General features: G+C 63.4%; 27 protein-coding genes. 16 read left to right on the top strand and 11 right to left on the bottom strand.

Translation table 11 applies throughout. The features are described from left to right. The first annotated feature begins 67 nt into the window (after window positions 1-67). Window positions 68-1,753 (top strand): FAD-dependent oxidoreductase, encoded by a 1,686-nt coding sequence (locus RTQ83_RS06980; protein ID WP_312512563.1) that lies wholly within the window; start codon window positions 68-70, stop codon window positions 1,751-1,753. A gap of 113 nt (window positions 1,754-1,866) precedes the next feature. On the opposite strand, the gene RTQ83_RS06975 is transcribed toward RTQ83_RS06980, so the two are convergent. Beyond that, entirely contained in the window at window positions 1,867-2,538 is a 672-nt protein-coding gene (locus RTQ83_RS06975) for a hypothetical protein (protein ID WP_312512561.1), read from the bottom strand. Between the two features lie 255 nt (window positions 2,539-2,793). Here RTQ83_RS06975 and RTQ83_RS06970 point away from each other — a divergent pair, with 255 nt between their 5' ends. Beyond that, a complete protein-coding gene (locus RTQ83_RS06970) occupies window positions 2,794-3,780 on the top strand; it encodes an LLM class flavin-dependent oxidoreductase (protein WP_312512718.1) in 987 nt (328 codons plus the stop codon). Between the two features lie 73 nt (window positions 3,781-3,853). Here RTQ83_RS06970 and RTQ83_RS06965 read toward each other — a convergent pair whose 3' ends face one another. Then, complete coding sequence (locus RTQ83_RS06965) at window positions 3,854-4,444, bottom strand: isochorismatase family protein (RefSeq protein ID WP_312512558.1); 591 nt, start codon at window positions 4,442-4,444, stop codon at window positions 3,854-3,856. A gap of 75 nt (window positions 4,445-4,519) precedes the next feature. Further along, a complete protein-coding gene (locus tag RTQ83_RS06960; protein WP_312512556.1) occupies window positions 4,520-7,294 on the bottom strand; it encodes a pitrilysin family protein in 2,775 nt (924 codons plus the stop codon). Window positions 7,295-7,647: 353 nt separating this feature from the next. Between RTQ83_RS06960 and RTQ83_RS06955 the strand changes: the two genes are divergently transcribed. The 3 genes from RTQ83_RS06955 to RTQ83_RS06945 are packed head-to-tail and all read left to right on the top strand — an operon-like array spanning window position 7,648 to window position 9,328. Beyond that, window positions 7,648-8,193: a DUF882 domain-containing protein gene (locus RTQ83_RS06955; protein ID WP_312512553.1), complete on the top strand. Its 546-nt coding sequence runs from the start codon at window positions 7,648-7,650 to the stop codon at window positions 8,191-8,193. Window positions 8,194-8,219: 26 nt separating this feature from the next. Then, window positions 8,220-9,008, top strand: a complete 789-nt coding sequence (locus RTQ83_RS06950) for a hypothetical protein (RefSeq protein WP_312512551.1) — start codon at window positions 8,220-8,222, stop codon at window positions 9,006-9,008. Continuing rightward, window positions 9,005-9,328, top strand: a complete 324-nt coding sequence (locus RTQ83_RS06945) for a hypothetical protein (RefSeq protein WP_312512549.1) — start codon at window positions 9,005-9,007, stop codon at window positions 9,326-9,328. The genes RTQ83_RS06950 and RTQ83_RS06945 overlap by 4 nt, the downstream gene beginning before the upstream one ends. A gap of 22 nt (window positions 9,329-9,350) precedes the next feature. Here the strand turns inward: RTQ83_RS06945 and RTQ83_RS06940 are convergent, their stop codons facing one another. From RTQ83_RS06940 to RTQ83_RS06925, 4 genes are read right to left on the bottom strand one after another with little or no spacing between them, the layout of a single operon-like run. Further along, window positions 9,351-10,349 (bottom strand): EthD domain-containing protein, encoded by a 999-nt coding sequence (locus RTQ83_RS06940; RefSeq protein WP_312512546.1) that lies wholly within the window; start codon window positions 10,347-10,349, stop codon window positions 9,351-9,353. Between the two features lie 49 nt (window positions 10,350-10,398). After that, window positions 10,399-11,535, bottom strand: coding sequence for an alkene reductase (locus RTQ83_RS06935; protein ID WP_312512543.1), 1,137 nt, complete (start codon window positions 11,533-11,535; stop codon window positions 10,399-10,401). A gap of 45 nt (window positions 11,536-11,580) precedes the next feature. Further along, window positions 11,581-12,561 (bottom strand): LLM class oxidoreductase, encoded by a 981-nt coding sequence (locus RTQ83_RS06930; RefSeq protein ID WP_312512540.1) that lies wholly within the window; start codon window positions 12,559-12,561, stop codon window positions 11,581-11,583. 14 nt (window positions 12,562-12,575) lie between these two features. Next, window positions 12,576-13,775, bottom strand: a complete 1,200-nt coding sequence (locus RTQ83_RS06925) for an MFS transporter (RefSeq protein WP_312512538.1) — start codon at window positions 13,773-13,775, stop codon at window positions 12,576-12,578. Between the two features lie 110 nt (window positions 13,776-13,885). On the opposite strand from RTQ83_RS06925, the gene RTQ83_RS06920 reads away from it, so the two are divergent. The 7 genes from RTQ83_RS06920 (at window position 13,886) to RTQ83_RS06890 (ending at window position 20,836) form a co-directional block, all read left to right on the top strand. Next, window positions 13,886-14,809, top strand: a complete 924-nt coding sequence (locus tag RTQ83_RS06920; protein WP_312512535.1) for a LysR family transcriptional regulator — start codon at window positions 13,886-13,888, stop codon at window positions 14,807-14,809. A gap of 163 nt (window positions 14,810-14,972) precedes the next feature. Beyond that, entirely contained in the window at window positions 14,973-16,445 is a 1,473-nt protein-coding gene (locus tag RTQ83_RS06915; protein ID WP_312512532.1) for a PQQ-dependent sugar dehydrogenase, read from the top strand. A gap of 15 nt (window positions 16,446-16,460) precedes the next feature. After that, window positions 16,461-16,904 (top strand): thioesterase family protein, encoded by a 444-nt coding sequence (locus tag RTQ83_RS06910; RefSeq protein WP_312512530.1) that lies wholly within the window; start codon window positions 16,461-16,463, stop codon window positions 16,902-16,904. A 142-nt stretch (window positions 16,905-17,046) separates the two neighbouring features. Further along, entirely contained in the window at window positions 17,047-17,835 is a 789-nt protein-coding gene (locus tag RTQ83_RS06905; RefSeq protein WP_312512529.1) for a deaminase domain-containing protein, read from the top strand. Window positions 17,836-18,958: 1,123 nt separating this feature from the next. Continuing rightward, window positions 18,959-19,471 carry a hypothetical protein gene (locus RTQ83_RS06900; RefSeq protein ID WP_312512526.1) on the top strand — a complete coding sequence of 171 codons (513 nt, stop codon included), beginning with the start codon at window positions 18,959-18,961 and terminating at the stop codon, window positions 19,469-19,471. 35 nt (window positions 19,472-19,506) lie between these two features. After that, window positions 19,507-20,217, top strand: coding sequence for a hypothetical protein (locus RTQ83_RS06895; RefSeq protein WP_312512523.1), 711 nt, complete (start codon window positions 19,507-19,509; stop codon window positions 20,215-20,217). Window positions 20,218-20,446: 229 nt separating this feature from the next. Further along, a complete protein-coding gene (locus RTQ83_RS06890; RefSeq protein WP_312512521.1) occupies window positions 20,447-20,836 on the top strand; it encodes a hypothetical protein in 390 nt (129 codons plus the stop codon). Between the two features lie 108 nt (window positions 20,837-20,944). On the opposite strand, the gene RTQ83_RS06885 is transcribed toward RTQ83_RS06890, so the two are convergent. The 3 genes from RTQ83_RS06885 to RTQ83_RS06875 form a co-directional block, all read right to left on the bottom strand. Beyond that, window positions 20,945-22,078: a PQQ-dependent sugar dehydrogenase gene (locus tag RTQ83_RS06885; RefSeq protein WP_312512518.1), complete on the bottom strand. Its 1,134-nt coding sequence runs from the start codon at window positions 22,076-22,078 to the stop codon at window positions 20,945-20,947. Window positions 22,079-22,475: 397 nt separating this feature from the next. Next, the gene (locus tag RTQ83_RS06880; RefSeq protein WP_312512516.1) at window positions 22,476-22,682 is read right to left on the bottom strand and encodes a hypothetical protein; all 207 of its coding nucleotides are present in this window, start codon (window positions 22,680-22,682) and stop codon (window positions 22,476-22,478) included. Window positions 22,683-22,693: 11 nt separating this feature from the next. Beyond that, the gene (locus tag RTQ83_RS06875; RefSeq protein ID WP_312512514.1) at window positions 22,694-22,873 is read right to left on the bottom strand and encodes a hypothetical protein; all 180 of its coding nucleotides are present in this window, start codon (window positions 22,871-22,873) and stop codon (window positions 22,694-22,696) included. 229 nt (window positions 22,874-23,102) lie between these two features. Here RTQ83_RS06875 and RTQ83_RS06870 point away from each other — a divergent pair, with 229 nt between their 5' ends. Genes RTQ83_RS06870 through RTQ83_RS06860 form a run of 3 tightly spaced genes read left to right on the top strand, consistent with a single transcriptional unit; the run spans window position 23,103 to window position 25,491 of the window. After that, window positions 23,103-23,735 carry an RNA polymerase sigma factor gene (locus RTQ83_RS06870; RefSeq protein ID WP_312512511.1) on the top strand — a complete coding sequence of 211 codons (633 nt, stop codon included), beginning with the start codon at window positions 23,103-23,105 and terminating at the stop codon, window positions 23,733-23,735. Window positions 23,736-23,749: 14 nt separating this feature from the next. Next, window positions 23,750-24,235: a hypothetical protein gene (locus tag RTQ83_RS06865; protein WP_312512508.1), complete on the top strand. Its 486-nt coding sequence runs from the start codon at window positions 23,750-23,752 to the stop codon at window positions 24,233-24,235. Between the two features lie 44 nt (window positions 24,236-24,279). Continuing rightward, window positions 24,280-25,491: a hypothetical protein gene (locus RTQ83_RS06860; protein ID WP_312512506.1), complete on the top strand. Its 1,212-nt coding sequence runs from the start codon at window positions 24,280-24,282 to the stop codon at window positions 25,489-25,491. Between the two features lie 81 nt (window positions 25,492-25,572). On the opposite strand, the gene RTQ83_RS06855 is transcribed toward RTQ83_RS06860, so the two are convergent. After that, complete coding sequence (locus tag RTQ83_RS06855; protein WP_312512503.1) at window positions 25,573-26,067, bottom strand: DUF3016 domain-containing protein; 495 nt, start codon at window positions 26,065-26,067, stop codon at window positions 25,573-25,575. Window positions 26,068-26,235: 168 nt separating this feature from the next. Between RTQ83_RS06855 and RTQ83_RS06850 the strand changes: the two genes are divergently transcribed. Further along, a complete protein-coding gene (locus RTQ83_RS06850) occupies window positions 26,236-26,973 on the top strand; it encodes a DNA-formamidopyrimidine glycosylase family protein (protein ID WP_312512501.1) in 738 nt (245 codons plus the stop codon). Window positions 26,974-26,979 lie beyond the last annotated feature (6 nt).

Raw genomic sequence — 26,979 nt, 5'->3', positions numbered from 1 at the left:
GCGATCGTGCTCCCCGCTTTGTCACGCCGCGCTAGACTGGTTTTTCACGTTCTGGGGAGATTGCACCATGCTCGGCGCAACCAACGGCAGCTCGACCTCGCTCTGGATGGACACCGCCACGGTGCCCGTCTTCCCGCCCCTGGCCGGCAACCTCGAGGCCGGGGTGTGCGTGATCGGCGCCGGCATCGCCGGGCTCACCACGGCGTACCTGCTGGCACAGGAAGGCCTGGACGTGGTCGTGATCGACGCGCTCGGCGTCGGCGCCGGCGAAACCGGCCGCACCAGCGCCCACTTCTTCCCGCCCGACGAATGGTATGGCGGCATCGAACACCGTTTCGGCCAGTCGCAGGCGCGGCTGGTGGCGGGCAGCTATGCGCACGCGCTGGAGCTGGTGGAAGGAATCGTGCGGCGCGAAGGCATCGATTGCGGCTTCGAGCGGCTGGACGGCTACCTGGTCGGCGCCTCCGCCCTGCGGCCGGACGGCAATGGCATCAACCCGGACGCCTACGCAGGCGCCGGCGACGGCATCCGCGCGCGCCTGCAGCACGAACGCGACGCCGCCGTGCGCGCCGGTGTCGCGGCCGAGCTGCTGCCGGCGGTGCCGGGGCTGGCATTCGCGACCGGACCGTGCGTGCGCTTTCCCGCCCAGGCCCAGTTCCAGCCGCTCCAGTACCTGACCGGGCTGGCGCGCGCATTCACGGCACGCGGCGGCCGCATCCACGGCGCCACGCACGCGCACCGGGTGCGCGGCGACCACCGGCGCCAGGCGGTCCATACCGACCGCGGCGAGATCCACGCACGCGCCGTGGTGGTGGCCACCCACACGCCCTTCAACGACCGTGTGGTAATGCACACCAAGCAGGCCGGCTACCGCAGCTACGTGGTCGGGCTGCGGGTACCGCGCGCCAGCGTGCCGCGCCTGCTGCTGTGGGACCTGGGCGACCCGTACCACTACGTGCGCCTGGCCCGCGACGGCGCCGGCAACGAGGTGCTGGTGGTGGGCGGCGCCGACCACAAGACCGGCCAGGACGACCACGCCGCGCACCGCTACGACGAACTGGAACGCTGGGCACGCGAACGCTTCCCGATGGCGCAGGACGCCGCCTGGCGCTGGTCGGGCGAAGTGATGGAACCAAGCGACGGCCTGCCCTACCTGGGCCGCAATCCGATGGACGACGACAACGTGTACCTGATCACCGGCGACTCCGGCAACGGCATGACCCACTGCACGGTCGGCGCCATGCTGGTGACCGACCTGATCATGGAGCGGCCGAATCCGTGGAGCGCGCTGTACGAGCCGTCGCGCAAACCGGTGCACGGCCTGGGGCAATTCGCCGGCGAGCAGGCCAATGTGATGGCGCGCTACGGCGAATGGCTGACCGGCGGCGACGTCGATTCGGTGCATGCGATCGCGCCTGGCGAAGGCGCCGTGCTGCGAGATGGGCTGCGGCGCATCGCGGTGTATCGCGACCCGGAAGGCGCGCTGCATGCGCTGTCGGCCAAGTGCACCCACCTGGGCTGCGCGGTGCACTGGAACGGCGCCGAGCGCTCCTGGGATTGCCCGTGCCACGCCTCGCGCTTCGACACCGACGGCAGGGTGCTGCACGGGCCGGCACCGACGGCGCTGGCGAAGGTGGAACTGCCGCAGGATGCCGCACCACCGCCGCGCGAGCGGCGAATGAGCACGCGGCGCGGCGTGCTCATTCGCCGGCGGCCTGCAGACTCCTGCACGCTGCTTTCTCCATTACCCTGAAAGCCGTGATCCGCGGACGAACGTGCCGATTGCAACTCAAAAGAAAACGCCAGCTCGACGCTGGCGTTTTCAACGGCGGCCGGGGAAGCCGCCTGCACTATCCTGACTGGCGATCAGTAGCCGCGGCCGGTGGTGCCGCCGCCGGAGCCGCTCGTCGAGCCGCTGCCGCCCGTTCCGGTGGTGCCGGTCGAACCGCCGGTGCTGCTGCCGGTCGTGGAGCTGGTGCCGCCGACGCCGTTGGTGGCGCTGGCGCCGGTGGTGCCGGTCGTACCGGTGCCGGTGCCGGTGGCGCCGCTGGCGCCCATCGTTGCGCTGGAGCCGGTCTGGCCGGTGCCGCCGGTGGTGCCGTACGAACCGGTGCCGGTACCGGTGGCGCCGGTGGTGCCGGTCATGCCCGAGGTGATGCCGGTGCCGGTGCCGCCGACGCGGCCGGTAGTGCCGGTCGTGCCCGTGGTGGTGCTGGAGCGATTGGTGCTGTCCATGGTGCCGGTCGAGGTGCCGGTGCCCATCGAGCCGCTGGTGCCGGTGGCGCCGGTGGTGCTGGACGAACCGGTCATGCCGTCGCGGCGGTCACGGGTCTGGTCGCGCTGCGAGCTGCCGACGGCGCTGGCCGACGAGGTGCCGCTGCTGCGGTCGCTCATGCTGCCGCTCTGGCTGGTGCTGGTGCCGGTGCGGGCGGTCTGGCCTGCGGTGCTGCTGCTGGTCTGGGCCACGGCGGTGGCGCTGAACATGGCGGCGGCGACCGATGCGCCGAGCATTCCTTTGAGTAACGTATTCATCTTCATGTCGTTTCTCCTTGATGTTTTTTACAGGGCTTCCCGACGAATCGTTGTGTCCGTCGAGCGATGGATCCAGTGTAGGGACTGCTGTCGGATAGCAGCGCACGGTAGCCTTTTGGAAACGCTAAACGTCGCTTATTGTCGCTTTACTCATAGTGAACAGCGCTCTTTTTGCTTTCATTTTGTAACACTTTCAAGGCGGCCGCGGCGTTTTTGGGGCATGCCGCACGCGCTCTTGAACATCGGCGTATCATGGCTCCCATGATTCCTTTCTCGATACTCGACCTGTCGCCGATCGCTGAAGGCAGCGATGCGGCCACCTCCTTCCAACGCTCCCTCGACCTCGCCCAGCATGGCGAACGCTGGGGCTACAACCGCTTCTGGCTGGCCGAACACCACGGCATGCCGGGCATTGCCAGCGCCGCCACCGCGGTGCTGATCGGCCATGTGGCGGCCGGCACCTCGCGCATCCGCGTCGGCGCCGGCGGCATCATGCTGCCGAACCATTCGCCACTGGTGATCGCCGAACAATTCGGCACGCTCGAATCGCTCCATCCGGGCCGCATCGACCTCGGCCTGGGCCGCGCGCCAGGCTCCGACCACGTCACTGCGCGCGCCCTGCGCCGCAACCTGGCGTCGGACGCCGACGAGTTCCCGCAGGACGTGGTGGAACTGATGGATTATTTCGCCGGCTCCAGCCGCCGTTCGGTGCAGGCCGTACCGGGCGCTGGGCTGAACGTGCCGGTGTGGATCCTGGGTTCGAGCCTGTTCGGCGCCCAGCTGGCGGCGCACCTCGGTTTGCCGTATGCGTTCGCGTCGCACTTCGCGCCGCAGATGATGATGCAGGCGATCGAGATGTACCGAACCAACTTCCGTCCGTCGGCGCAGCTCGACAAGCCGTACATCATGCTCGGCTTTAACGTGTTCGCCGCCGATACCGATGAAGAGGCGCACTTCCTGGCGACCTCGATGCAGCAGGCCTTCATCAACCTGCGCACCGGCCGTCCAACCAAGCTCAAGCCGCCGGTGAGCGGCTACCTGGACGCGCTGGAACTGCCGGAACGCATGATGCTCGACAGCGTGCTGTCGTGCTCGGCGATCGGCTCGCCCGCCACCGTCTCGCACCAGCTGCGTGCCTTCATCGACAAGACCCAGCCGGACGAGTTGATGATCACGTCGCAGATTTACGATCACGCGGCGCGTTTGCGGGCGTACGAGATCACGGCGCAGATCCAGAAGGCGGGTTAAGGCGTAGGGTTGGCGGTTCCGCCGTCAACCCTACGTTTGATGCGGTGCATGCCGCATCGATGACGGACGCGATTCAGGCAGCGCCGGTCCCGGCCTGCAGCGCATCGATCAGCGTCCGCGTCGAGCGTACCCGCCCCATGCGCGGGAAAATCGTGCCGCACGCGAAATGGTGGGCCTCGGCCTCCATCGAACTCATCGCGTCTTCCGCAAACACCAATTTGTAGCCACGGTCGAACGCCGCGCGCGCAGTGGATTCGACGCCGAAATTGGTGACGATCCCGCCCAGCACCAGCGTGTCGATGCCACGCCGGCGCAGCAGCTGGTCCAGTTCGGTACCGTAGAATGCGCCCCACTGGCGCTTGACGATCACCACGTCCTGCGCCTCGACGCCGACATCCGGCGCCAGCTGCGACGCATCGGGCGGCGCCGACGGCGCGCCCTGCGGACGCATCGGCGAATCGGCTGGCAGCGCCGGCAATTCGTTCACCAGCACCCGCACGTACACCACCAGCGCGCCGCGTTCGCGCATCGCCTGCGCCAGCAGCACGCTGTTGCCCACAACTTTGACGGCGCTGTGCGGCGCCAGTTCGCGCCCCACGTTGCTGTTCTGAAGATCGATCAATACCAGCGCCGTGCGCGCCGGGTCCAGGTTGAGTTGGTCCATGAAATATCCTCCTGGACCAAGTATTCCTGAATCCCGGCCCACCCGGCGCACGGGCGGGGTGGTGCTTCCCCCCCCTTACTGCAGCGGCTTGCCGTCAGCGTCGATACGGCGCACCTCGCCCAGGTTCAGGGCGCGGATGTCCTTCTCGACCTTACTCATGTCGCCCACCACCACCCACACCAGGCGGTCCGCCACGAAGCTGCGCGCCGCCAGCGCATTGGCCTGCTGCGGGGTCAACGCCAGCGCCTTTTCGGTATAGGTGTTGTAGTAGTCTTCCGGCAGACCGTACTGCAGGATGGTGGCGTAGGCGCCGCTCAGCTGGCCGGCGGTCTCGAAGCTGCCCGGCAGGCGCAGCGTGCGGTTTTCCAGCGCGAACCTGAGTTCATCATTCGCAATTGGCTTGCCGCCGGCGATGTTGCGGTACTCCTGTACCAGTTCGCGCAGCGCGTCGCCGGTCTTGTCGGTCTGCACCGGCGAGATGCTCAGGAAAGGACGCTGGCCGATCGCGGCCGGCAACTGGCTGCGCACACCGTACGACCAGTGCTTGTCTTCGCGCAGGTTCATGTTGATGCGCGAGCTGAAGGTACCGCCGAACACGTCGTTGACGATCTCGAGCGGCAGCGCGTCCGGGCTGTTGCGCGGCGGCGCCAGCTGGGCGCCGACGATCACGCTTTGCAGCGCGCCCGGACGGTCGATCACGTACACCACTGGCTTGGCCGGCGCGGCGACCTGGGCGATGACCTTCTTCGGCACCTCGCCCGGCTTCCACGACGCGAACTGCTTTTCCAGCAGCGGCGTGATCTCGGCCAGCGTGGTGTCGCCCACCACCAGCAGCGTGGCGTTGTTCGGCTTGAACCAGGTGGCGTGGTACCTGGCCAGGTCGGCGCGGGTCATGCGCCCCACCGATTGCTCGGTGCCGGTGCCGGTGAACGGCCGCGCATAGACGTGGTCACTGCCGTACACCAGCCCCGGTGCCACGCGCAGCGCCAGCGTCGACGGATCGGCCTTCTCGCGCGCGATGCCGGCCAGGCGGTCTTGCTGCAGACGTGCGAACTCGTTCTGCGGGAAGGCCGGATGCAGGATCAGGTCGGAATAGATGCCGAGCGCCTGCGGCAGCGTGGCCTTGAGCGCGTTCATGCTCACAAATGAACCGTCCAGGTTGGCCCCGGCGCCGAAGGTGGCACCGAGGCGTGCCAGCTCTTCGCCGATCTCGAGCGACTTGCGAGTGGACGTGCCCTCCTCCAGCATGCGCAGCGCCAGGCTGGCCACGCCCGGCATATCGGGCGCGTCGGACGCGTAGCCGCTGTCGACCAGCAGCTGCAGGTTGACCACCGGCGCTTCATGGCGCTCGGCCAGCACCACTTTCAGGCCATTGGACAGCGTGGTCTTCTGCATCGGCGGCAGCTTGAGCGACATCGGCTTGCCGACTGCCGGCTCCTTGCTGCGATCCAGGCCGGTATCGGTGGCGGCCAGGCCGGTCGGGAACGGGTCGATCTGCAGTACGAAGTCGCCGTCGCTGAGCCAGTCGTTCATCGCCTTTTTCACCATCGCCGGGGTGGCGTCCTTGATCCGCTGCAGGTAGACCTTGTAGCAGTCCGGATTGCCGGTATAGGTCTGGCACGAGGCCAGCAAGTCGCTCTTGCCGCCGAAGCCGCCGATGCGCTCGATGGTGCGCGTGTACTGGGCCAGGATGGTGGTCTTGGCCAGGCGCAGCTCGGCGTCCGTGGGGCCGCTCTTCATCAGGGCGCGCAGTTCTTCGTCGGCGATGCGCTCCATCTTGCCGACGTCGGCGCCGGGACGCGCGGTCAGCGTGATGTCGAACTGGCCGCCGATTTCCGACGAATCGTCGCTGGCCGACGCGCTGGTGGCCAGTTGATCCTTGTACACCAGGCGCTTGTACAGGCGCGAAGTCTTGCCCTGCCCCAGCACATGCGCGGCGAGGTCGAGCAGCGCTTCTTCGGGCGTGTGCGCGCCCGGCACGTTCCAGGTGCGGTAGATGCGGGTCTGCGGCACGCGGTCCTGGGCCACGGTGCGGTGGGTGCCGCTGCGCTTGGCGATCCAGGCGTCGTGCTTGGCCAGCGGCGGCCCTGGTGGAATGGCGCCGTAGTACTGCTCGACCTTCTTGCGTGCTTCTTCCGGCGAGATATCGCCCGACAGCACCAGCACGGTGTTGTTGGGGCCGTAGTTACCCTTGAACCAGTCCTGGACGTCGGTCATCGAGGCCGCGTCGAGGTCTTCCATCTTGCCGATCACGGTCCAGGAATACGGGTGGCCGACCGGGTAGGTATTCGTCACCAAGAGTTCGTAGGCGATCCCGTAGGGCATGTTCTCGCGCTGGCGCTTTTCGTTCTGCACCACGCCGCGCTGCAGGTCGAGCTTCTTCTGGTCGACCGTGCCCAGCAGATAGCCCATGCGGTCGCTCTCGGCGAACAGGGCGTAATCGAGCATCGAGGTCGGCACGTTCTGGAAGTAGTTGGTGCGGTCGGTGTTGGTGGTGCCGTTCAGGTCGGTCGCGCCGATGCGCTCCATCGCGTTCAGGTAGGTCTTGTTGAAGTTGTCGCTGCCGCTGAACATCAGGTGCTCGAACAGGTGCGCGAAGCCGGTCTTGCCCGGCTTCTCGTTCTTGGAGCCGACGTGGTACCAGGTGTTGATCGCCACCACCGGGGTCTTGCGGTCTTCATGCACCAGCACCGTCAGGCCGTTCTTCAGCGTGAACCTGGTGTACTTGATGTCCGGGATCGGGATGTCGGGCGTGGCTGCGGCTGACGTCGCGGCATGGGCTGCACTGAGACCAGTGGCCAGCAGCAGCGCTGCGGCCAGGCGGATGGGACGACGAACGGATACTGCCATGCTGCTTCTCCTGAAAGAGGTGCGGGAAGGATGGTCGGTGGACGGCCGGGGCCGTCGTCCATTCTAGGCAGCTTTCAAGATGACAACAAACAAAACTGTGTATGCATGGAATGCGCGGCAGCAGATCATGCTCCGCGCATCGGCAGTGCGTCGTTATTGCGGCACGATGGCGGTCACGGCCAGATTTTCAGGCATGAACTTCTCGACAATATCTGACATACACAATCTTCTCAAAAATGATTATTGATTTGATATCGTAGCTGATTTGCCGCGTTTTGCCACATTTTATCTGCACGTTTCGCACTTTAGGCGTATCATTGTCGGATCAGTGAACCAGCGTAAGGGCTACCTACATGATTCAACGACGTGCATTCCTCAAAAGTTCCCTCCTCCTCGCTTCCTCCTCCCTCAGCCTCCCAGTTTTTGCCAATAATGCATCGTCCAGCCTCTCTGGCGAATGCTGCCTGCGCTTCTATAACACGCACACCGGCGAAAAACTGAAGAGCACGTTCTGGGCCGAAGGCGAGTTCATTCCGGACGCTTTGAAGGACATCAACAAGGTCTTGCGCGATCACCGCAGCAACAAGATCGCGGAAATGGATCCGCAACTGCTGCTGCTGCTGGGCCAGTTGAACAGCAAGCTCGATAACGCTAAAGAACTGCACATCATCTCGGGCTACCGCGCCCCCGAATCGAACGCCTTCCTGCGCAGCCACGGCAGCGGCGGCGTCGCCAAGCGCAGCCTGCACATGGATGGCAAGGCAATCGACATCCGCCTGCCGGGCACCGACCTGCGCACGCTGCAGAAAGCGGCGATGTCGCTCAAGGGCGGCGGCGTCGGCTACTACGCCGATTCGCAGTTCGTCCACATGGACACCGGCCGCGTCCGGTACTGGTAATGGTGGCGCGGCCGTTTGTCCGCTCCATGTTGGGACTGGCCCTGGCGGCCGGTTTCCTGGCTTCTCCCTGGCTCCCGGCGCACGCCGCCGGGCAGACCACCGTCAACGTCAAGTCGACCCGCGACCCGGTCGACAAGTCCTATCGCAAGATGATCCGTGGCATGGAGCGCTTCGAACGCGAGCGCGCCTTCGCGCCGAACGCCACCCTGCGTTTCCAGCTGCTGCCGCGCCTGCCATCGGTGGACATGACCGGCATCACGCTGCGCATCGCCGGCGACAGCGTCTCGGTGCCGGTGAAAGTAGAAAACGACAACACCTTCGTCCTGCCGCGCAACGAACAGGCGCTGCAGGAGGACGCCGCCGTGCTGGCCAGCCGCAAGACCAGCAGCATGACCTGGCGCGCGCGCATCGAGTCGCCTGGCGTGCCGGCCGGCAGCCGGCGCCTGGGCGACCTGCGCCTGGAATGCCGGGTCGGCAAGGAAGCGGGACTGGTCTCGAACAGTTCGCCGATGTTCGGCTGGATCTCGGATGCGCTCAGCACGCCCGAAGGCGTGTGCACCAGCCCGGACGGCAATTACCTGTTCTTCGCCGAGCGGCCGATCTTCTCTGTCACGCTGCGCGCCGGCGACCGGGTCGAGACGCTGCCGTTCTCGATGCTGTACGCGGGCGGCGAGCAGACCCCGGACATGCTGCCCTTCTGCGACTGCCAGGTGCTGCTCGACCGCACGTATTATGTGCCGTTGTGGGATGCCAGCTGGCCGGACGATACGCTGGTCGAATTCGACTACATGCTCGACGCACCGGAGGCGCCATGACGATCCGCGCATTGACCGCTGCCCTGATGCTGTCGCTGCTGGTGGCCGGCTGCGCCACGCAGTCGGCCGCGCCGGCCGGCACGCAAGTCGCCGCCGAGCGCCTGGCGCAATCGGTGGTGGCCGGCCGCACCACCAAGGCCGAACTGCTGGCCGCGTTCGGGCCGACCAAATCGATCCGCTTCGACAGCGGCTATGAGGCCTGGGTGTATCAGTCGCCTGCGGGCGACGGCCGCTTCGCCGAATTCGTGGTGCTGATCGATCCGTCCGGCACGGTCAGCAAGACCCGCACCCGCGCCCCGAGCGCGCCAGGCGCACGCTGAGCGCGGGCCGGCCGGCGCCGGCTCAGCGCTCGGTCGCCACTTCCGGCATCAGGCGGTTGATCACGCTGTAGTTGATCGCCGTCCACCATTCCGATCCCTCGCCCTGCAGCGCATTCTCCGACGCCTCGATGGCGCGGTGTTCGTCGCTGACCAGGTAATCCTCGACGTCATTCAAGGACGCGAAGCTCAGCACCGACACCGCATCGATCCTGCTGCCTTCCGGGTCTTCCTGGGTCGAACCGATATTGTGCAGCTGGGCATAGCGCTTCACCAGTTCGCGCGTGACCGGCTGCGCCATCACCACTTGCGCATGCTGGTCCAGCAGGCGGCGCTGGAATTCCTCGCGCGACAAGCCGGCAGCCCGCATGTGGATTTTGACCAGGCTGACCGGATCGCGATGCCGCTCGCTTGGAATCAGGATGTATTCGCGCGTGATCTCGCGCGTGACCATGCGGAACGCCACCTGCTCGTCGGCCACGATGCGCTTGTCGAACTTTTCCTGGCCCAGCGTCTTTTCGATGTCGTCCTGCTCTGCATAGGTGATATAAGCGAAACCGTCCCAGCGCGGCCGGCGCAGCGGCGGCACGTGCTTCTCCGGGTCGGATGGCAGGCGGCCATCGTCACCGATCATGGCGCGGTACGGCGGCGGGAACAGCGACGACGGGCCGGACGGCAGGCGGTGCACCTGGTCGTAGCGCAGCACCAGGCTTGAGGAACTACCCGGCTCGTCCCACGCGAACTTGGGCCCATGCACCTTGCGCCAGTATTCGTCCCAGTGCTCGTAGGCGAGGTTCGGATTGCTTTCCAAGGCCAGCGCGTGCGGACGCTGGGCCGGGTCGCTGACCTCCTTGCCGTTCCTGTCTTTCGATGAACCCGGGTCCTGCGGCCGTTCGCTGTGCGCCGTAGCGTCGCTGCGGCTGACGAAGGTCGGCGTCACGATCAGGGGCTTGCTGGTCGAACCCTGCGTTGCGCCGAGCGGTGGACGGTGCAGGTTGTCGCTGCGGTCAAAATCGGTTGGCATGGCAAATCTCCTCGATGGTTGGCACTGCGGGATGCTGCGTGTCGGTGGCTTACGCAGCGTGCGGCGGATAGTCGATATAGCCTTCGGCGCCGCCGCCGTAATAGGTTTCGCGTACCGGTTCGGCCAGCGCCAGGCAATGCTGCAGGCGCGCGACCAGGTCCGGGTTGGCGATGAAGGGTTGGCCGAAGGCGGCCAGGTCGATCAGGCCGGCATCGACCAATTCTTGCGCACGCGCGAGGGTCATGGCGCCGGCCAGGATCAGCGCGGTCGAACCGATCTCCCGCTTGATGGTGCGCAGCATTTCTTCGGTGCGCGCGCCGGCCGACTGCGCGCCGGTATCCGCCGCATCCTGCGACGCCATCTTGTAGTTCGACTGGTCCATCAAGTGCACGTAGGCGATGCCGCGCTTGCCCAGCTCCGCGCTCAACGCGCGGTAGGTCTCCAGCGTGTCCGGATACGACGGCATGTCGAACAGCTGGCCGTAGGGCGAGATGCGAATGCCGACGCGCTCTGCGCCGATTTTCGCGACGATGGCGTCGACCACTTCGACGGCGAAGCGGATGCGGTTTTCCGGGCTGTTCGAATAGGCGTCGACGCGGTCGTTGACCAGGGGGTTCAGGAACTGCTCGAACAGGTAGCCATTGGCGGCGTGGATCTCGACGCCGTCGAAACCGGCGCGCACGGCATTCTCGGCCGCGGTGGCGAAATCCTGCACGATGCGCCGGACTTCATCGGTGCTCAGGGCGCGCGGCGTCGAAGTCGGCACGAAGCCCGGCTGGCCGGCGGCGTCGTAGGCGAACGCCACCGCGCCTTCGGCACGCTTGCTGCTGGCGCTGACCGGCGCCTGGCCGTCCGGCTGGATCGAGGTGTGCGACACGCGGCCGACGTGCCACAGCTGCGCGAAGATGCGCCCGCCGACGGAGTGCACCGAATCCGTGGCCAGGCGCCAGCCTTTCACTTGTTCCTCGGTATAGACGCCGGGATTGAACAGGTAGCCCTGGCCTTCGCGCGAGATCGGCGTGCCTTCGCTGACGATCAGGCCGGCGGTGGCGCGCTGGGCGTAGTACAGCGCGGTCATGGTATCGGCGGCGTCGTGCGGTGCGCGCGAGCGGGTCATCGGGGCCATGACGATGCGGTTACGCAGCGTGATGCCGTTGAGGTCGTAGGGCTGGAAGATATCGGTCATTAAAACGTTTCTCCTTGATTGGTGATGGTTGCGCCGCTATTGGCTTTACTCGGCGGGAAACAGCGGCAACACGTATTCGGCGAATTCGGCCAGCGCGTCCTGCGCCGGCCGCCGCAGCGGCTTGAGATTGAGCGCCACGTGGCTGACGCCCTGCTCCTGCTGTGCATGGAACAGGTCGATCAGCGCGTGGCGGCCGGTGCGGATGCCGTTGCGGACGAAGCGCAGCGGTTCGTGCGGATCTTCGGCGAGGTCGAACATGGTGCCGTAGCCATAGGGCTTGATCCACTGGTCCGGCGCATGGCTGGTGCGCCACTGTTCGATCAATTGCGGCAGGCGCGTGAAGTCGCTCAGGTGCCAGATCCAGCCATCGCTGTGCGTGGCAATCCACTCCAGATCCTGGCGCGCGCGGCCGACGACGATCATCGGCATGCGCGGGCCGACCGGCTTTGGTACCAGGTCGATGGCGCCGGCCAGGTTGCCGTAATGCTGGGTCTGGGCCACGGGAAAGTCGTGTTCAGTGACAGCCTTGATCAGGCCGAACGCTTCACGATAGCGTTCGCCGCGGTTGTCGAAATCGGCACCGAAGGCCGGGTATTCGACCGGGCGGTCGCCGGTCGACAGGCCCAGCAGCAGGCGCCCGCCCAGCAACTGGTCGACCGACACCGCCTGCTTGGCCACGACCAGCGGTTCGCGCAGGGTGGCGACGATGCCGGCCGTGCCGAGCGCGATGCGGCGCGTCTGCGCGGCCAGGAAACCCAGGTACACCATCGGATCGAGCACCTGGCCGGTGTCGCCGAAGTTGGGGTCGTAGAACGGTACGTCGCGCAGCCACAGCGCCGAGAAACCGGCTTCGTCGGCCATGCGCGCCATGCGCTGGTGGTTCGCCATGGTCGGGAACGGCGAATCCGGATAGCCTTCCAGCGGCATGATGAAGCCGAACGTCAGCTTGCCCGGCTTGAAGACGCGGCCGTAGCCGGGGTGCTCAGCCAGCTCGGCCGGCAGCGGTCCGATCGGTGCCTGGGTCATACACATTCTCCTGGTTAGCGGCTGGCCGGCGCCAGCTTGCCGATGAGTGCGACAGCCAGCACCGCCAGCAGCGCGATCGCCGCCGACAGGTAGCCGATATTGCCCGCACCCCATGACGATATCCCGACGCCGCCGATGAGGGCGCCAAGTGCGATGCCGCCATTCGCGGCCGAGACGTTGATGGTGCCGGCCAGCGCCTGGGCGCCAGTGGCCGCCTTCATCACGCGGATCTGGCAGATCGGATACAGCGCGGTATTGGCGATGCCCCACACGCCGAGCGCCACGGCGAAGCCGATGCCTTTGTTGGCCAGCGCCATGGTCGCCGCCATGCCCAGCGCCAGCACCACACTGAAGAGTGCGGTGCTGGCGAGCGGCTTGCGGTCCACCCACAGCCCGCTCAGCCAGTTGCCGATCAGGCCGACCGCGCCGAAGCCCATCAGCCACCAGCCGACCTGCGCCGGTGCGATGCCGGCCGACTTTTCCAGCATCTCGGCCAGGTAGGTATAGCCGGTGAACATGGCGGTGAACACCAGGATCGACAGCGCGACGTTGGCCAGGAAGAACGGGCTCTTCAGGATGCGGGCCTGGGCACCCATCGCCACCGGCTGGGTGGCACGCACGGCCGGCATGCTGATCGCGATCAGCACCGCGATCACCAGTGACAACGCCGCCAGCAAGGCGAAGGCACCGCGCCAGCCGATCGCGTCCGACGCCAGCGTACCGATCGGAATGCCGAACAGCATGGCGGCCGAGATGCCGAGATAGACGGTCGACACAGCGCGCCCGCTTTTCTCTGGGCCGGCGATCTGGCCGGCGGTCTCGCTGGCGGTGCCCCAGAACACCGGCAACGCCAGCGCCGGCACCAGGCGCGCGATCGCCAGCACCCAGATGTTGGATGCCACCGCGGCCAGGCCATTGGCGGCGGCGAACAGCACCAGGATGGCGATGAACAGGCGCTTGCGGTCGATATGGGCCAGCCATGCGGTGAGGAACGGTCCGCAGACCATGACCACCACCGCGAACAGGGTCACCAGCTGCCCGGCGCTGGCCACGCTGATGCCGAGATCGCGCGCCAGTGCCGGCAGCAGGCCGACGATCAGGAATTCGGTGGTGACGATGACGAAGGCCGCCACCGCCAGGATGGCGATCGACGCGGCGCCGCCCTTGACCGGGGCGTGCGGCGTCGCGGTGGCGGCGGATTGAACTGATGACATTGCTAGTACTCCAGGAATTATTTAGCAGACATGGTATGGGAGATAAAAATTCGCGTGTTGGATATAATTTCCAAACCAATATGGAAATAAATTCCAGCTAAAGGAAGTACATGACACCTGCGGAACGCCTGAAAGGACTTGAAACCTTCGTCGCAGTAGCCGATGCCGGCAGCTTCACCGCCGCCGCCGATCGCCTGAACCTGACCAACTCGGCGGTTGGCAAGGCGATCGCGCGCCTCGAGACGCGATTGCACCGCCAATTGTTCGACCGCAGCACGCGTCGCCTGGAAATGACCGACGCCGGCGCCGCCTTCTATAAAGTGTGCGTGCGCGTGCTGGATGAGCTGGAAAGCGCCGAGCGCATGCTGTCGTCGCACCAGATCGCACCGTCGGGCCGCCTGCGGGTGGACATGCCGGCCACCTTCGGCCGCATGCACGGCATTCCGTCGCTGCTGGCGTTCGCCGAGAAGTATCCGCAAGTCACGCCGCACGTCTCGTTCACCGACCGCTTCGTCGACCCGGTCGAGGATGGGATGGATGTCGTGGTGCGCATCGGCGGCAGCGACACCTGGCCGGCCGCGCTGGACCACAAGCACCTGGGCAATGAAGAACTGGTGTTCTGCGCCGCGCCCGTCTACCTGGCGCGGCATGGTGCGCCGGCCTCGCTCGACGCGCTGCTGGAACACGACGCGGTGCTGTACGGCCGCGCCGACGGCAGCGCCAGTCCGTGGCTGATCAAGGGACGCGGCACTCCGCTGGCGCGCCAGCACGTAGAGGGCCGCATCGTGCTGGGTCAGGCCGAAGCCCAGGTCGCGGCCGTGGAAGCCGGTATGGGCATCGCCCAGCTGGCGACCTGGGTGGTGGAACAGCAAATGCGCGAAGGCAAGCTGGCGATCATCCTGCCCGAGCTGGCCACGCAAGGATTGCCGCTGCACATCGTGTGGCAACGCAGCCGCCAGCATTCGCCCAAGGTGCAGGCGCTGATCGCGCACTTCGAACAGACGCTGCACATCGGCACTGACATACGCGCGTAGTATCTCTGCTGAACAGCGCACACATAAGCGCAGATCAAACTTTGTGCCGACGGATGCGCCCTACACTAGGTGTCGCGGACTTGATTTCTCACGCATTTGTAAGAGTCCTTGGCACCATTTTTCAGCTGGAAGATACTCTGTCGGATAAACCATGGGGGCGAACATGCTGACCGGACATCTGCGCGGATTGCTTCGACTGTTCACTGTCCTGCTCATCGCCACGGTGCTGCACGCCTGCGGCGGCGGCGGCGGCAGTCCCGGCACCACCGGCCCGGTCACGCCGACGCCGATCACTACCGGCGCGCTGAATCTGACCACCTCCGGCCTGCCAGCCGGCGTCAATGCCAGCGTGCGCATCACCGGCCCCAACAACTACCAGCAAGACCTGACCCAGCCGCAGACCATCAGCGGCCTGGCACCCGGCAGCTATACGATCGCGGCCGCCCCAGTCTCCGCCAACAATGTCACTTACCAGCCGGCCCCGGCCTCGCAGACCGCGAGCGTCGCCGCCGGCGTCACCGCCAACGCCTCGGTCGCCTATTCCGGCGCCGCGCTGGCGCTCACAACCGCCGAAGTCGTCACCGGGCTCGACAACCCCAGCTGGCTGATTTCGCCGCCGGGCGACACGCGCCTGTTCGTCACCGAGCGGCGCGGCCGGGTACGTATCGTCGAAAACGGCGTCACGCGTGGCGCACCTTTCCTCGACATCATCCCGCGGGTCGGCTTCGAGGGCGAAGGCGGCCTGCTGTCGCTTGCCTTCGATCCGCAATTCGCGCGCAACGGCTATTTCTATGTGTACTACATCGACCTGCAGCGCAACATCACGATCGAGCGCTTCACGGTAGGCCAGAACCCGGCACTGGCCGATCCCACCTCGGGCCTGGTGATCCTGCGAGTGCCGCATCCCGACTTCCTGAACCACATGGGCGGCCAGGTCACTTTCGGTCCCGACGGCTACCTGTACCTGGGCACCGGCGACGGCGGCGGTGCCGGCGACCCGCAAGGCAATGCGCGCAACTTGCGGGTATTGCTGGGCAAGATGCTGCGCATCGACGTGTCGCGCTCCACGGTCACACAACCGTATGCGATCCCGCCCGACAACCCGTATCGCGATGGCGTCGCCGGCCGGCCCGAGATCTGGGCCTCCGGCGTGCGCAATCCGTGGCGTTTCAGCTTCGATGGCGACCGCCTGTACATCGCCGACGTCGGCCAGGACCAGCGCGAGGAAATCAACATCGCTGCCACCAGCCAGGGCGGTCTCAACTACGGATGGAACCTCATGGAAGGCATCGCCTGCTACGGCGCCGACAATTGCGACCGCAACGGCCTCACCCTGCCCGCCTACGACTACGCGCACGGCCTGGACGACGTCAACGGCTGCTCGGTCACCGGCGGCTTCGTGTACCGCGGCCGCGCCCTGCCCGAACTGACCGGACGCTACCTGTTCTCGGACTTCTGCCGCGGCTGGCTGAAGAGTTTCTACGCCAGCACAGGCGGCGCAGTGGCCGAAGAGCGTAACTGGAATATCCCCAACATCGGCCGGGTGGTCTCGTTCGGGCAGGACAATGAAGGCGAGCTGTACATGATCACCTCGGGCGGCAGCATCCATAAAATCGTCCGCACCGGCGCGCAATGAGCTTAGAATCGAGAAATGGCCCGCTTACAACTCACCTTCCCCGAAGACCAGTTTTATTATTCGACGCCACTCACCGTGCGCGTCACGGACATCAACGCCGCCAACCACCTGGGCAACGAGTCGATGATCTCGATGATCTCGGAAGCCCGGGCGCGCTTCCTGTTCGAGTTCGGCGTCGCCGAGACCGAGCGCGACGGCACCGGCATCATCGTCACCGACCTGGCCGCCACCTACCGTGCGGAAGCCTATGCGCGCGACCAGCTGCTGTTCGAGGTTGGTGTGATGGACTTCAACAAGTACGGTGGCGATCTGACTTTCCGCATTACCCGTCCGCGCGACAAGAAGCTGATTGCCATGGCCAAATCGGGCTTCGTTTTCTTCAATTACAAAACAAGCCAGGTGGTGGCGATGCCGGATGATTTTCGTGCCAAGTTCGAGCGGGTGAATTGGATCGATTGAACTTAATCGATCCGCCTGATTCAGGTACGAGCATCTGACGGTATTGTGCTTTCCGTTAGGACAGCAATATGCATGCTATGGCGCCGATATGTCTACGTCTGCTATCGGCCAAAAGCAGAGCTTCAACAAACTTGATCCTCTTATGTCCAAGATCCGTGAAGATTTATCATCCTTGGTTCTCGAAATAGACAATCAGCTCAAGCATGCGCATTTCAAGGCGCTAGCCTTAATATGTATTCGAGCGCTGGATGACATGCAAATGCAGGAAATGAGAAATAATGGCGCGACTGAGACCGTTGCGCTCAGTAAGATAGTCGGGTCAAGAGCAGATCAAATCGTAGGACAATCGTTTTTCAAAGAATCATGGCATTTCCGGTTGGATCCTGAGTTTAAGAACCGAATGGCCGATTTCATCCTAGCCGGGGGGACTAAACCGAAAGGCAAGATTGAAGGTAATATTGGATTCTTGAATTTTATACAGGATGGAAAACGATCCTGGGGAGCAAACATTGTCGGCGCCAGTTTTTTGGCGCAAAAGTGGGATCTTGGAAGGTGTGAATACGAACTGGCAAGCGTGGACCGCAACCACGTCCGCTTTGGTGCCACGGGCGAAAAGAAAGATAACGACTCAGAATATCTTTTACTTAACATGCTCGATCAAACTTTACTGAAGGACCTCGGTCGGGAGCAGTCCGGAGTGGTCGAACTGTTTACGGAGCGGCATCCGTGCAGCTCATGTGCAAATGTTATTAAATCATTTCTAGATATGTATCCACAAATAAAAATGACGATTCTGTACGCGTTGGATGGTGATACAGATGACGAAGCCTCGTTGAAACATATTCTGGCGACTTCTCCTGCAGGGCATAGGTTAGTGAAAGTCCGATTCGAAAAATTAAGTTCGGATTCTACCGAGGCCGGCGCCAATTAGGTGATGCAATGCTCTCGCAGGGGGCAGTTCTTTTCATATAGGCAAAGCGGCGCATACTTCGGATGCGTTAGTCGCCGGAGCAGAAATTTAATCGAGGTCGCGACGATCTAGTTCCAGTGTCGGACTGAACCAATTGGCTCTACGCCAACGCGCGTGGAGCGCGCTCCACCAGTCAATGATCCTACTTCGGCGTACATTGCTGTGACAGAGAACTGGAGTGATCAGTAATGCTTTTCCAGCTCAAGCCCCCAAGTCCGTTTAGGGTAGATTGCTGCGGGTCGTGATAGGCTGCTTTCGGCCAGGAGCAGACGTTGATGACACTGCGATAGCAATATGCGAATACAAAAAGTTCTTTGCCTTACTCTGTTTTTCACGTCGACAGTGGCGATGGGATGCCAGCCACTTGCTCCTATGCTTTGGGAAGAGTCAGCGAAGCGAGTGAAATCAAATTTCGACGATGCTCAGTTTGTAGCTACCGCAGACGTCATTAAACTTGAAAAGGTATCGGTTCAGGTTAGCCGTGAGTCGGACTTCCAAACAGAAGTCGAAAGAGCAACTTTTCGTGTAACCCATGCGTTTAAGGGAAAGCTGAAGGTGGGCGACACATTCAATGTTGACACTGGTCTCTCGTCCTGTGGGCGTAGCATCCAAGACGATCAATGGGTTCCATTTATAGGTGGTAAGAAACGGCAGCCATACCCAAAACGTTGGCTCATCTATTACACTACCCAGCCTGTAATTCAGGGGCCAGGACCTCAGTTGCCGCCGTTTGAAATCACGTCATCACCGCTTAGCAGACCAGCCCAGTGGGCAAGGTACGACATCGAATTGCTGACAGCGATGGCAAGCAAGTGGCAAAGTGGGGTCCGCCATTAGGACCTGAGTAGCTCAAGCTACTGGCAATGTCTGCTTTGGGTCGGTTGCGGCCGTTCGTGACTGTTCGTGACTTTTCCCGGAAGGCAACCTGCTATCCTGAGGCGAACGGCCAGGTTCGGCCAAGAGTGGTCACTGAATGCGAGACTGGGTCTGCCGTTGTCAAAGATGAGCCAACTTGTAGACTCGCAGCAGAAAGCAACTACGAGGCACCCGACGCATGAGGCCTGCAGCAAAATGAGGAGAATGAATGATTGAGAGTCGAGATCAAGAGCAACCCATCGACGCTGGCGGCCGTGCTCTTGAAGTCGCAGGTGATTTGCTCAGGCGGTTGATCGGCCTTGTGACAATTATCGTCGTGTTAGCGTTCTTATTGGTGGTTTGCCTGGCCAGTGCGTACATCTACTTTGTTCTGAACCCCGACGGTTTTAGTGGGGCGTCAGCAGCTGCGGCCCAGACCCAGTCACTTCTGCTCAATATTTGGGGAGCAGTGACCCCCATTGCTGCGACAGTACTAAGGGTCGTAGCTCCTGTCGTCCTCATTCTTGGGGCCTCTATCGTTGTCGCATACCTTACGAGGCGCAGTGCCGCTCCCATCGACTTTTCGCGTATTGCCGGTGATCTTCCCTCGCTGCTTGCGATAGTTATTATCCTGACCTTATGTTTATTGCCGCTGTCAGGGCTGGAAGTGCCAAGCGCACTAAACAACATTGCCCTCGTTGTCGTGGGCTTCTACTTCGGCAAGCGCGATTCGGAAGCGTGAACTCTTTCTTCGCATAAGAAAAACGGCAGGTGCAAATGACTCCAGAAGAAAGAGAATTCCGCATGCTCGAAAGAATCACACCGTCGCTGATCGACAAGATGAATGAGCGCCATACTGCCGAAGGCGGCACCGCGATCAACGAGAAGCTCGACCTCCTTTTCTCGACTTTTCCAGACAACATCTGTCCGAATGACGTGCTGGTCAAAGTTGCGGTCCTCAATACAATTTACAACACCTCGATCAAATATATCCTGCCTGTCGCCAGAAAGATCAATGCCGAATTCAAAATACTTGGCAAACGCCCGAAGGGCATAACGGTCTCACCCATCGACATGGTCGACCGTATCGCGACGGCCAAGTGGGTCAGCGAAGAGAGCGGCAAAGTGGTCGTGCGCACGAACCTCTCATTCGCGTCCAAATACATGCATTTCGAGAGCAAGCGTGACGTGCCGATCTACGACAGTTATATCTGGATCATAATGAACGGCTATCTGCACGCGGCTGGCGACCGGGTGACTTTCGGCGCACCGTGTAACTATGCCGACTTTTATGCACGTTTCCAGCAATTCCGGCAGCGATTTCATCTGGACGGGTATTCGAACTATCAGATCGACAAATTCCTTTGGCAGTACGGCAAGGCGAAGATCAGCAGATACCGCAAGGAAGGAATGTCCATGGCAAAGGCAAAAGCTCGACTCCAAACCGAGCTGCTTAAGGCACGGCTCGGCTCAATGCACACGCGATAACCACAAGGGCGCGCAGCGGAGCCATCGCTCCTAATTGATCGTATGACCGCTTTGAGGCAACAAGGTCGGCAATTGAATGTCCGCCTTGGGTCGAATCCAGTCTTTCGTGACCGTCTGCAAGTTTTCCACCTTAACGACCTGCTATGCTGAGCTGACCTGCCGCCTCCGGCCAAAAGCGGACGCTGCCCATGCCGACTGCCCAGGCCAAGCCTTTTAAGAGACGACGCAGATGCCAATCAAAGCAAGGCCATTTGGATGCCGAGAGCAGTTTGACTGGGGCGCAGACATTCACTCTGTTTCCTACGACGGCCGCCTGTCGATACGCGTCCTTCGAAACCGCAATAGGGATGACGGCATTGAAGTCGCATTTTCCCAGGTTGACGGCTTTAGGCTTTTGGACGAAGTCCCGCTGGCGGAGTACTGGATGGCTGAGGACTTTCCTTCAGGTTATCCCGTCCTTGAGGTCTTCGATGGTGGGTGGTCGAAGGAAGAAGACACGCGCCTCGGATACTCCGAGCAGCAACGTGAGTGGATCATCGTAACGGCTGGCGCGTGCGTCAGCGTTTTTTCGAAGCATGAACCAGAAATTCGTGAAGCAATCTGGCCTGCCAAGGCATAGGCATTCACACGCGGCGGCCAGCGACTGCTTTGGGTCGGAAACGGACGTTCAGGTAGGTCTGCATCCGACCAAAAGCGGGCGTGCCCGCGCTACGCAGTTCCCGCTGGCCTACCTCTTCGGTGTCAGGATCAGGAGCTGGCCGCGCGGACCGTCCTCGAGCAGCCATAATGCGCCGTCCGGCCCGGTGCGAACGGCACGGATGCGTTCGCCCATGTCCCAATGGTCCGCCTTGCTCGCGCTCTCGCCGTCGAGGGCGATGCGGTCCAGCGACTTGCCCGAGAGACCAGTGATAAAGAGGGAATTTTTCCACTTCGGGAACAGGTCCGCATCGTAGTAAGCGAGGCCGCCGGGTGAAATGGCCGGATTCCAGGACACTTTTGGGGCTTCGAAGCCGTCGCCAGGCGCGTGGTCGGGGATGTCCCTGCCGTCATAGTGGCTGCCGTTCGACGCTTTCGGCCAGCCATAGTTGAGGCCTGGCTTGATCAGGTTGATTTCGTCGCCATGGCGCGGCCCCATCTCCATTTCCCACAGGCGCCCCTGCCTGTCGAAGGCAATGCCTAGCAGATTGCGATGGCCATACGACCAGACGGCTGCATGAAAGCCCTTGGCCGCGAGCGGGTTGCCAGCAGCTGGCGTGCCGTCGAGGTTCAAGCGCAGCATCTTGCCGAGCGTCGATTTAGGGTCCTGTGCCGGGTCGAAAAGCTGGCGGTCGCCACTGGTAAAGAAAAGATACTTGCCATCCGGCGAAAACGCAATACGGCCCGAATAGTGCCCGCCAGTCGAAGCATCCTGGCTGCGGAAAATGACCTTGGTATCCTTGAGCGTGCCACCTGCCTGATCCAGTGTCGCAGTGGCGAGCACGACCCGGCTGTCGGCACCGGGACGCGCTTCAGAGTAGCTGAAGTAGAGCAGCTTGCTGGCCGCGAAATCGGGAGCGGGTACGATGTCCATGAGCGCGCCCTGGCCCTTGCTGCTGACGGCGGGTATGCCGGACACTGTGCGCCTGGTACCGCTTACGGGATCGAACAAGACCATCGTCCCCTCCTTTTGCGTCACCAGCATGTTGCCGTTGGGCAGGAATGCCATTGCCCACGGGTTCGTGAATGTGCCGACTGGCTTGACCTCGAAAGGCAGGCCGCCGGTCGCGGTTGCACTGGTCTGCGCGTTTGCGGCCGGAGCGGCGGCGAACGCGAGCAGGGTGAGCGAGAAAGTGGTGGCAAAGCCGAGTGTACTCAAATTCATGTTTTCCAGATCTCCATTCGCGGATTGATGCCACGTTGTTGAGGCGGTCTGCACCTGTCGCCCACGCGAGAAGTATGCGCCAGCGCTGTTGGTCCAAAGGGGCGGTAGGAAGTGTAGAGCAAAACTCTCATTGCAGACGCTGCGCTGGTCGAGGCCGGCTCGTTCTGCGCCTCAGACGGGCGGCCCGCAGTTGTACGCGACAGCGTCGTGACTCCTATTCTGTCCGCTGGGTCGAAAGCGGCCAACCATGTCGGGTCGATAGTGCGCGGCCAGACAACTGCCAAATTTAGCGTATGACTCCTTGTTGGAAGATTGAGTAGATCGTGCATTTGATGCGAACCACTGCCCCATGACCGATACATACGTGCCATGCTGTCTCACCGTAGCGCCAAGACGCTCAATCTTTGGACGCCACCCACACCAGATTCCACAAGTGACCATCCAGATCCTCAAAGCCCTGGTCAACCATGAAGCGATGGTCTTCGGGCGGATGGGGAATGCGCGCGCCGGCGGCTGATGCTCTGGCGATCAGGTTGTCGAGTTCCTCGCGGCTCTCGCAAGTAAGGCACAGCACCAGTTCATTGGACTGGCTGGCGCGCATCATGGGCTTGTCGATCAGTGATTGGAAAAGTTCTCGGTCGTCAGCAAGACGTGGATGCTGTCCTGCGCAATGATCAACATGGCCGCTTGCTCACCGCTCACTTGCGGATCGAAGCCGTAGCCGAGTGCGGAGAAAAAGGTTTTTGATTTGCCGACGTCCTGGACCGGCAAGTTGATGATGATCTGTTTGTTCACGGTATCTCCTGGTCGAGAGCGATGTGGATGGGTTATTCCATCCCGACAACGAACGGCACTATGGAAAATCGACAAGGCAGCAGAAAAGTCAGCCCTCGCGGCCAGCGCATCGACGATCTTCGCCGGCCCGGCTATCACGCTCCGCACCGCCTGCCGGTCCCGAGCGTCTATTCTGAAAATAGTTGGAACTTTCGCAGCCTCTGGACGGAATACGGTAAAAGAGACCGCCATGACCACTTCCCGCCCAGACGCCAAGTACGCAGACAAAGCCCAGCAGTCCGATAGCGACCTGCTGCGCCAGATCCATGCCGGCAAGGCGGATGCGTTCACGGCGCTGTACCGCCGGCACCAGGGTCCGCTGTACCGCTTCGCGCTGCTGCGCTGCGGTTCGTCCGACGCCGCCGCCGACATCGTGCAGGAAGCTTTCATGGGCCTGCTGAACGGCCGCCTCAACTACGACCCGCTGCGCGGCCAGCTGCAGCACTTCCTGTTCGGCGTGGCACGCAACCTGGCGCTCAAGCTGGACGAGGCGCGACGGCGCCAGCCAGCGGCGCCGGTCGCACCCGAGCCGCATGACGACGAGGCGGAACTGGAGCAGGCCATGGAGGCCGCCTGTGAAGCCTTCGGCCCGCTGGCACGCCTGCTCGACAACGAAACCGCCGAGGAAGTCCGGCGCGCGCTGGCCCTGCTGCCGCCGCACTACCGCGACCCGGTCATCCTGTACGAACTGCACGACATGTCTTACCAGGAAATCGCCGATATCTGCCAGGTCGACCTCGGCACCGTGCGCTCGCGCCTGTCGCGCGGCCGGGCGGCGCTGGCCAAGCGGCTGCACGCCCTGCGCCCGGCGCACCTGGCATGAAGGAAAGGAACACCATGGATACCAAGCACGACCACCAAGACCTCCTGCTCGACGCGCACTTCGCCACGCTGCGCAACGAGCTTGCCGGCCACGACGCCCCGCGCTGCGTCGAAAAGGAACTGATGCAGGCTTTCACACGCGAGTTCGCGAGCAAGCGCCCTTGGTACCGCCGCTGGTCGCTGCCGCACTGGGGCGCCGCCGGTGCGTGCGGCTCGCTCGCCGCCACGCTGCTGCTGGTGCTGGCGCCACAGCGGCTGGTGACGGTCGGGCCGTCCATCGTTGGTTTCGACGACGGCGCCGCCTTCATCGCGCTCGACTCGCTCGAACGCATCGCCCGCGAACCGGATGCGCGCCTGGTCGAAGCCGACCTGCCGCAGACCGCGCTGGCGCCGCTGGGCGTGCCGGTCAATCCGCAGAACGCGGACGGCACCGTGCGCGCCGAAATGCTGGTGGCGGCCGACGGCCATCCGCTGGCGCTGCGCCTGAGCGCCAGCAACTGAATTCATCCACTGAACCACGTACCCGAATCGCTGACGAGGACATCATGAAAGCACCCTACCTATTGCTCGCGGCGATCGTTGCCGGCATCGCCTCAACCGCCCTGGCCGAGGACCTGGCATTCCTGCCGGGCGAAGCCGGCCTCGTTATGGCCGCCAGCGAGCCGGCGCCGCCGCGCGCGCCGAGCCTGATCACTTATATTGGCAGCGAGCGCGTCATCAAAAATCAGCCCTACAGTGCGCAAATCGTCTCCGAGCGCGTGCAGCAACTGGCAGATGGCAACCAGATCGTCAACAAATCGACCTCGATGAGCTACCGCGACAGCGCCGGCCGCACCCGCACCGAGGTGCGCGACGAGGGTGGCGCCATCAAGAGCGTCACCATCTACGACCCGGTGCAGCACAAGCGCTGGAGCCTGGATCCGAAACGCAAGACCGCGGTCAACCTGGCGATGACGGAAGAGTCCGCCCGCATCGGCGCCGAGCTGGCGCGCGCGCAGGCCGAGCACGCACGCGCCGCGGCGGAGGCAGTGCGCGTGGCGACGGCCCAAGCGCGGCTGGCGGCGCAGCAGGAGCGCGACATCGCCCGCACCGCGGCCGAGCAGGCGCGGCTGAGCGCGCAGCAGGAACGGGAGATCGCGCGCCACGCTGCAGCCGAAGCGCGCGCGCAGGTGGAGCAATTGCGCCGGGAAGGCAAGCTGACCGAGAACAGGCAGATCATCATCAAGGAAGTGCAGCGCGGCGATGGGCCGAAGGAAGTGCGCATCCGCATCGCCGAGCCGCCCGTGCCACCGGCCCCACCGGCACCACCAGCTGCGCCTGCCGCACCAGCAGCACCAGCAGCCCGGGCGCTTCCCGCCCCGCCTGCTCCCCCTGCTCCCCCTGCGCCGCCCGCACCACCGGCACCGCCAATGGCCCGTCTCGCGGCCCAGATCGGCCCCATGATCACGGGCGCCGCCGGCGACGCCAAATGGTCGGGCAAGGCATCCACGCGCGACCTCGGCACGCGCAACTTCTTCGGCGTACCGGCCAAAGGCGTGCAGCGCAGCTACGACATTCCGGCCGGCGCGATCGGCAACCGCCAGCCAATCACGGTCAGCAACGAAACCTGGACCGCGCCCGACCTGCAGATCATCGTCTATCACAAACGCAGCGACCCGCGCAGCGGCGCGCTGGTCTACCAGCTCGCCAGCCTGAGCCGCAGCGAGCCGGCGCCGGCGCTGTTCACGGTGCCGTCCGACTACACCGTACGCAACTAGCAACGCATGACCGCAGGTCCGTCCCGTAAAACGACAACGGCGCCCGAAGGCGCCGTTGTTCATTGCAGCCGTAGCGAAGGCTCAGCTGCCGCTCTTCTTGCCGACGATGTTCTTGTCGAACCAATCGTCGATCATGCGTTTCTCGTAACGCAGCGGATCGCTGTCCGATGCGCGGTTGATGCGCTGCATATAGCTCATGTCGGACAGTTTGGCCTTGCCTTCCTTGAGCACCTTGCCATCCTGGGTCAGCGAATAACGCAGGTCCATGGTCGGCCAGTCGGCCATGCCCTTCATCACGCGCAGGTCGCGTCCGCTGCGCGGAGCCGGGTATTCACGTCCGGCCAGATCGATGTCGATGACTTCGATGGTCAGATCCTGCCCTTGCGGCAAGCGCTCGCCGAGCTTGTTGAAATGCTCGGTAATGCGTTCCAGGATGTTTTCGCGGTCCCATGGCGAGAACGGCAGGTCGGCGAACTTGTCCGACTCGATATACGTCACTTTCACTTCCGCCGACGCCATCCCGGCGCCAAGCGCGAGCAGGCCTGCCAGGGCCGTTTTCATCAATAGCGTTTTCATCGTTTGTTCTCCATTGCGGTGGGCGTTCCGGTCCTGAATATACGCCGCTTTCACCGCTCGCGCTCGCTCAGGGCCATCTCGATTCGTCGAAGTTTTGTATCCAAGTGTTAGGTTCCGTACAGGACCATAAATGGAGGCAGTTCAAGATGGCACAAGGGGAGGTCAACCGTGCCAGAAGGTCCATCGCTCTATATTCTCAAAGAACAAACTGCCCGTTTCGTGGGGCAGGACATCGTCCATGCCGGCGGCAACGTACGCGCCCTCGATCCACAGCGCCTGGTCGGCCAGCGCATCGTCGGCCTGCACACCTGGGGCAAGCATTTCCTGATCGAGATGCCGGACCTGGTGGTGCGCATTCACTTTTTACTGTTCGGCACCTACCGCATCGACGAGGACCGCGACAAGCCGCCGCGCCTGTCGATCAAGGTGGCCGACGGCGGCGAGATGAATTTCTACGCCTGCGCGGTGAAGAAGATCGACCGCGCCACGTTCGAGGCCTACGACTTCAGTGCCGACGTGATGTCGGAAAGCTGGGATCCGAAGAGTGCGCGCAAGAAGCTGCGCGCCGAACCCGATATGCTGGCCTGCGACGCCCTGCTCGACCAGGACATCTTCTCGGGCGTGGGCAACATCATCAAGAACGAAGTGCTGTTCCGCATCCGCGTTCATCCGCTGTCCACCGTGGGCGCCCTGCCCGCGCCCAAGCTGCGCGCCCTGGTCGACGAGGCGCGCCAGTACAGCTTCGACTTTCTGGAATGGAAGAAGCAGTGGGTGCTCAAGCAGCACTGGCTGGCGCACGCCAAAACCATCTGCCCGCGCTGCGACATCCCCTTCACCAAGGCCAAGCTGGGCAAGACACAGCGCCGCAGCTTTTACTGCGAGCGTTGCCAGAAACGCTACGAATAAAGCCAG

The sequence above is a fragment of the Massilia sp. genome (assembly GCF_031995545.1).
Taxonomy (GTDB): Bacteria; Pseudomonadota; Gammaproteobacteria; order Burkholderiales; family Burkholderiaceae_D; genus Telluria.
The sequence above is the reverse complement of the archived record's forward strand: the minus strand, read 5'-3'. Positions and strand labels throughout refer to the sequence as shown.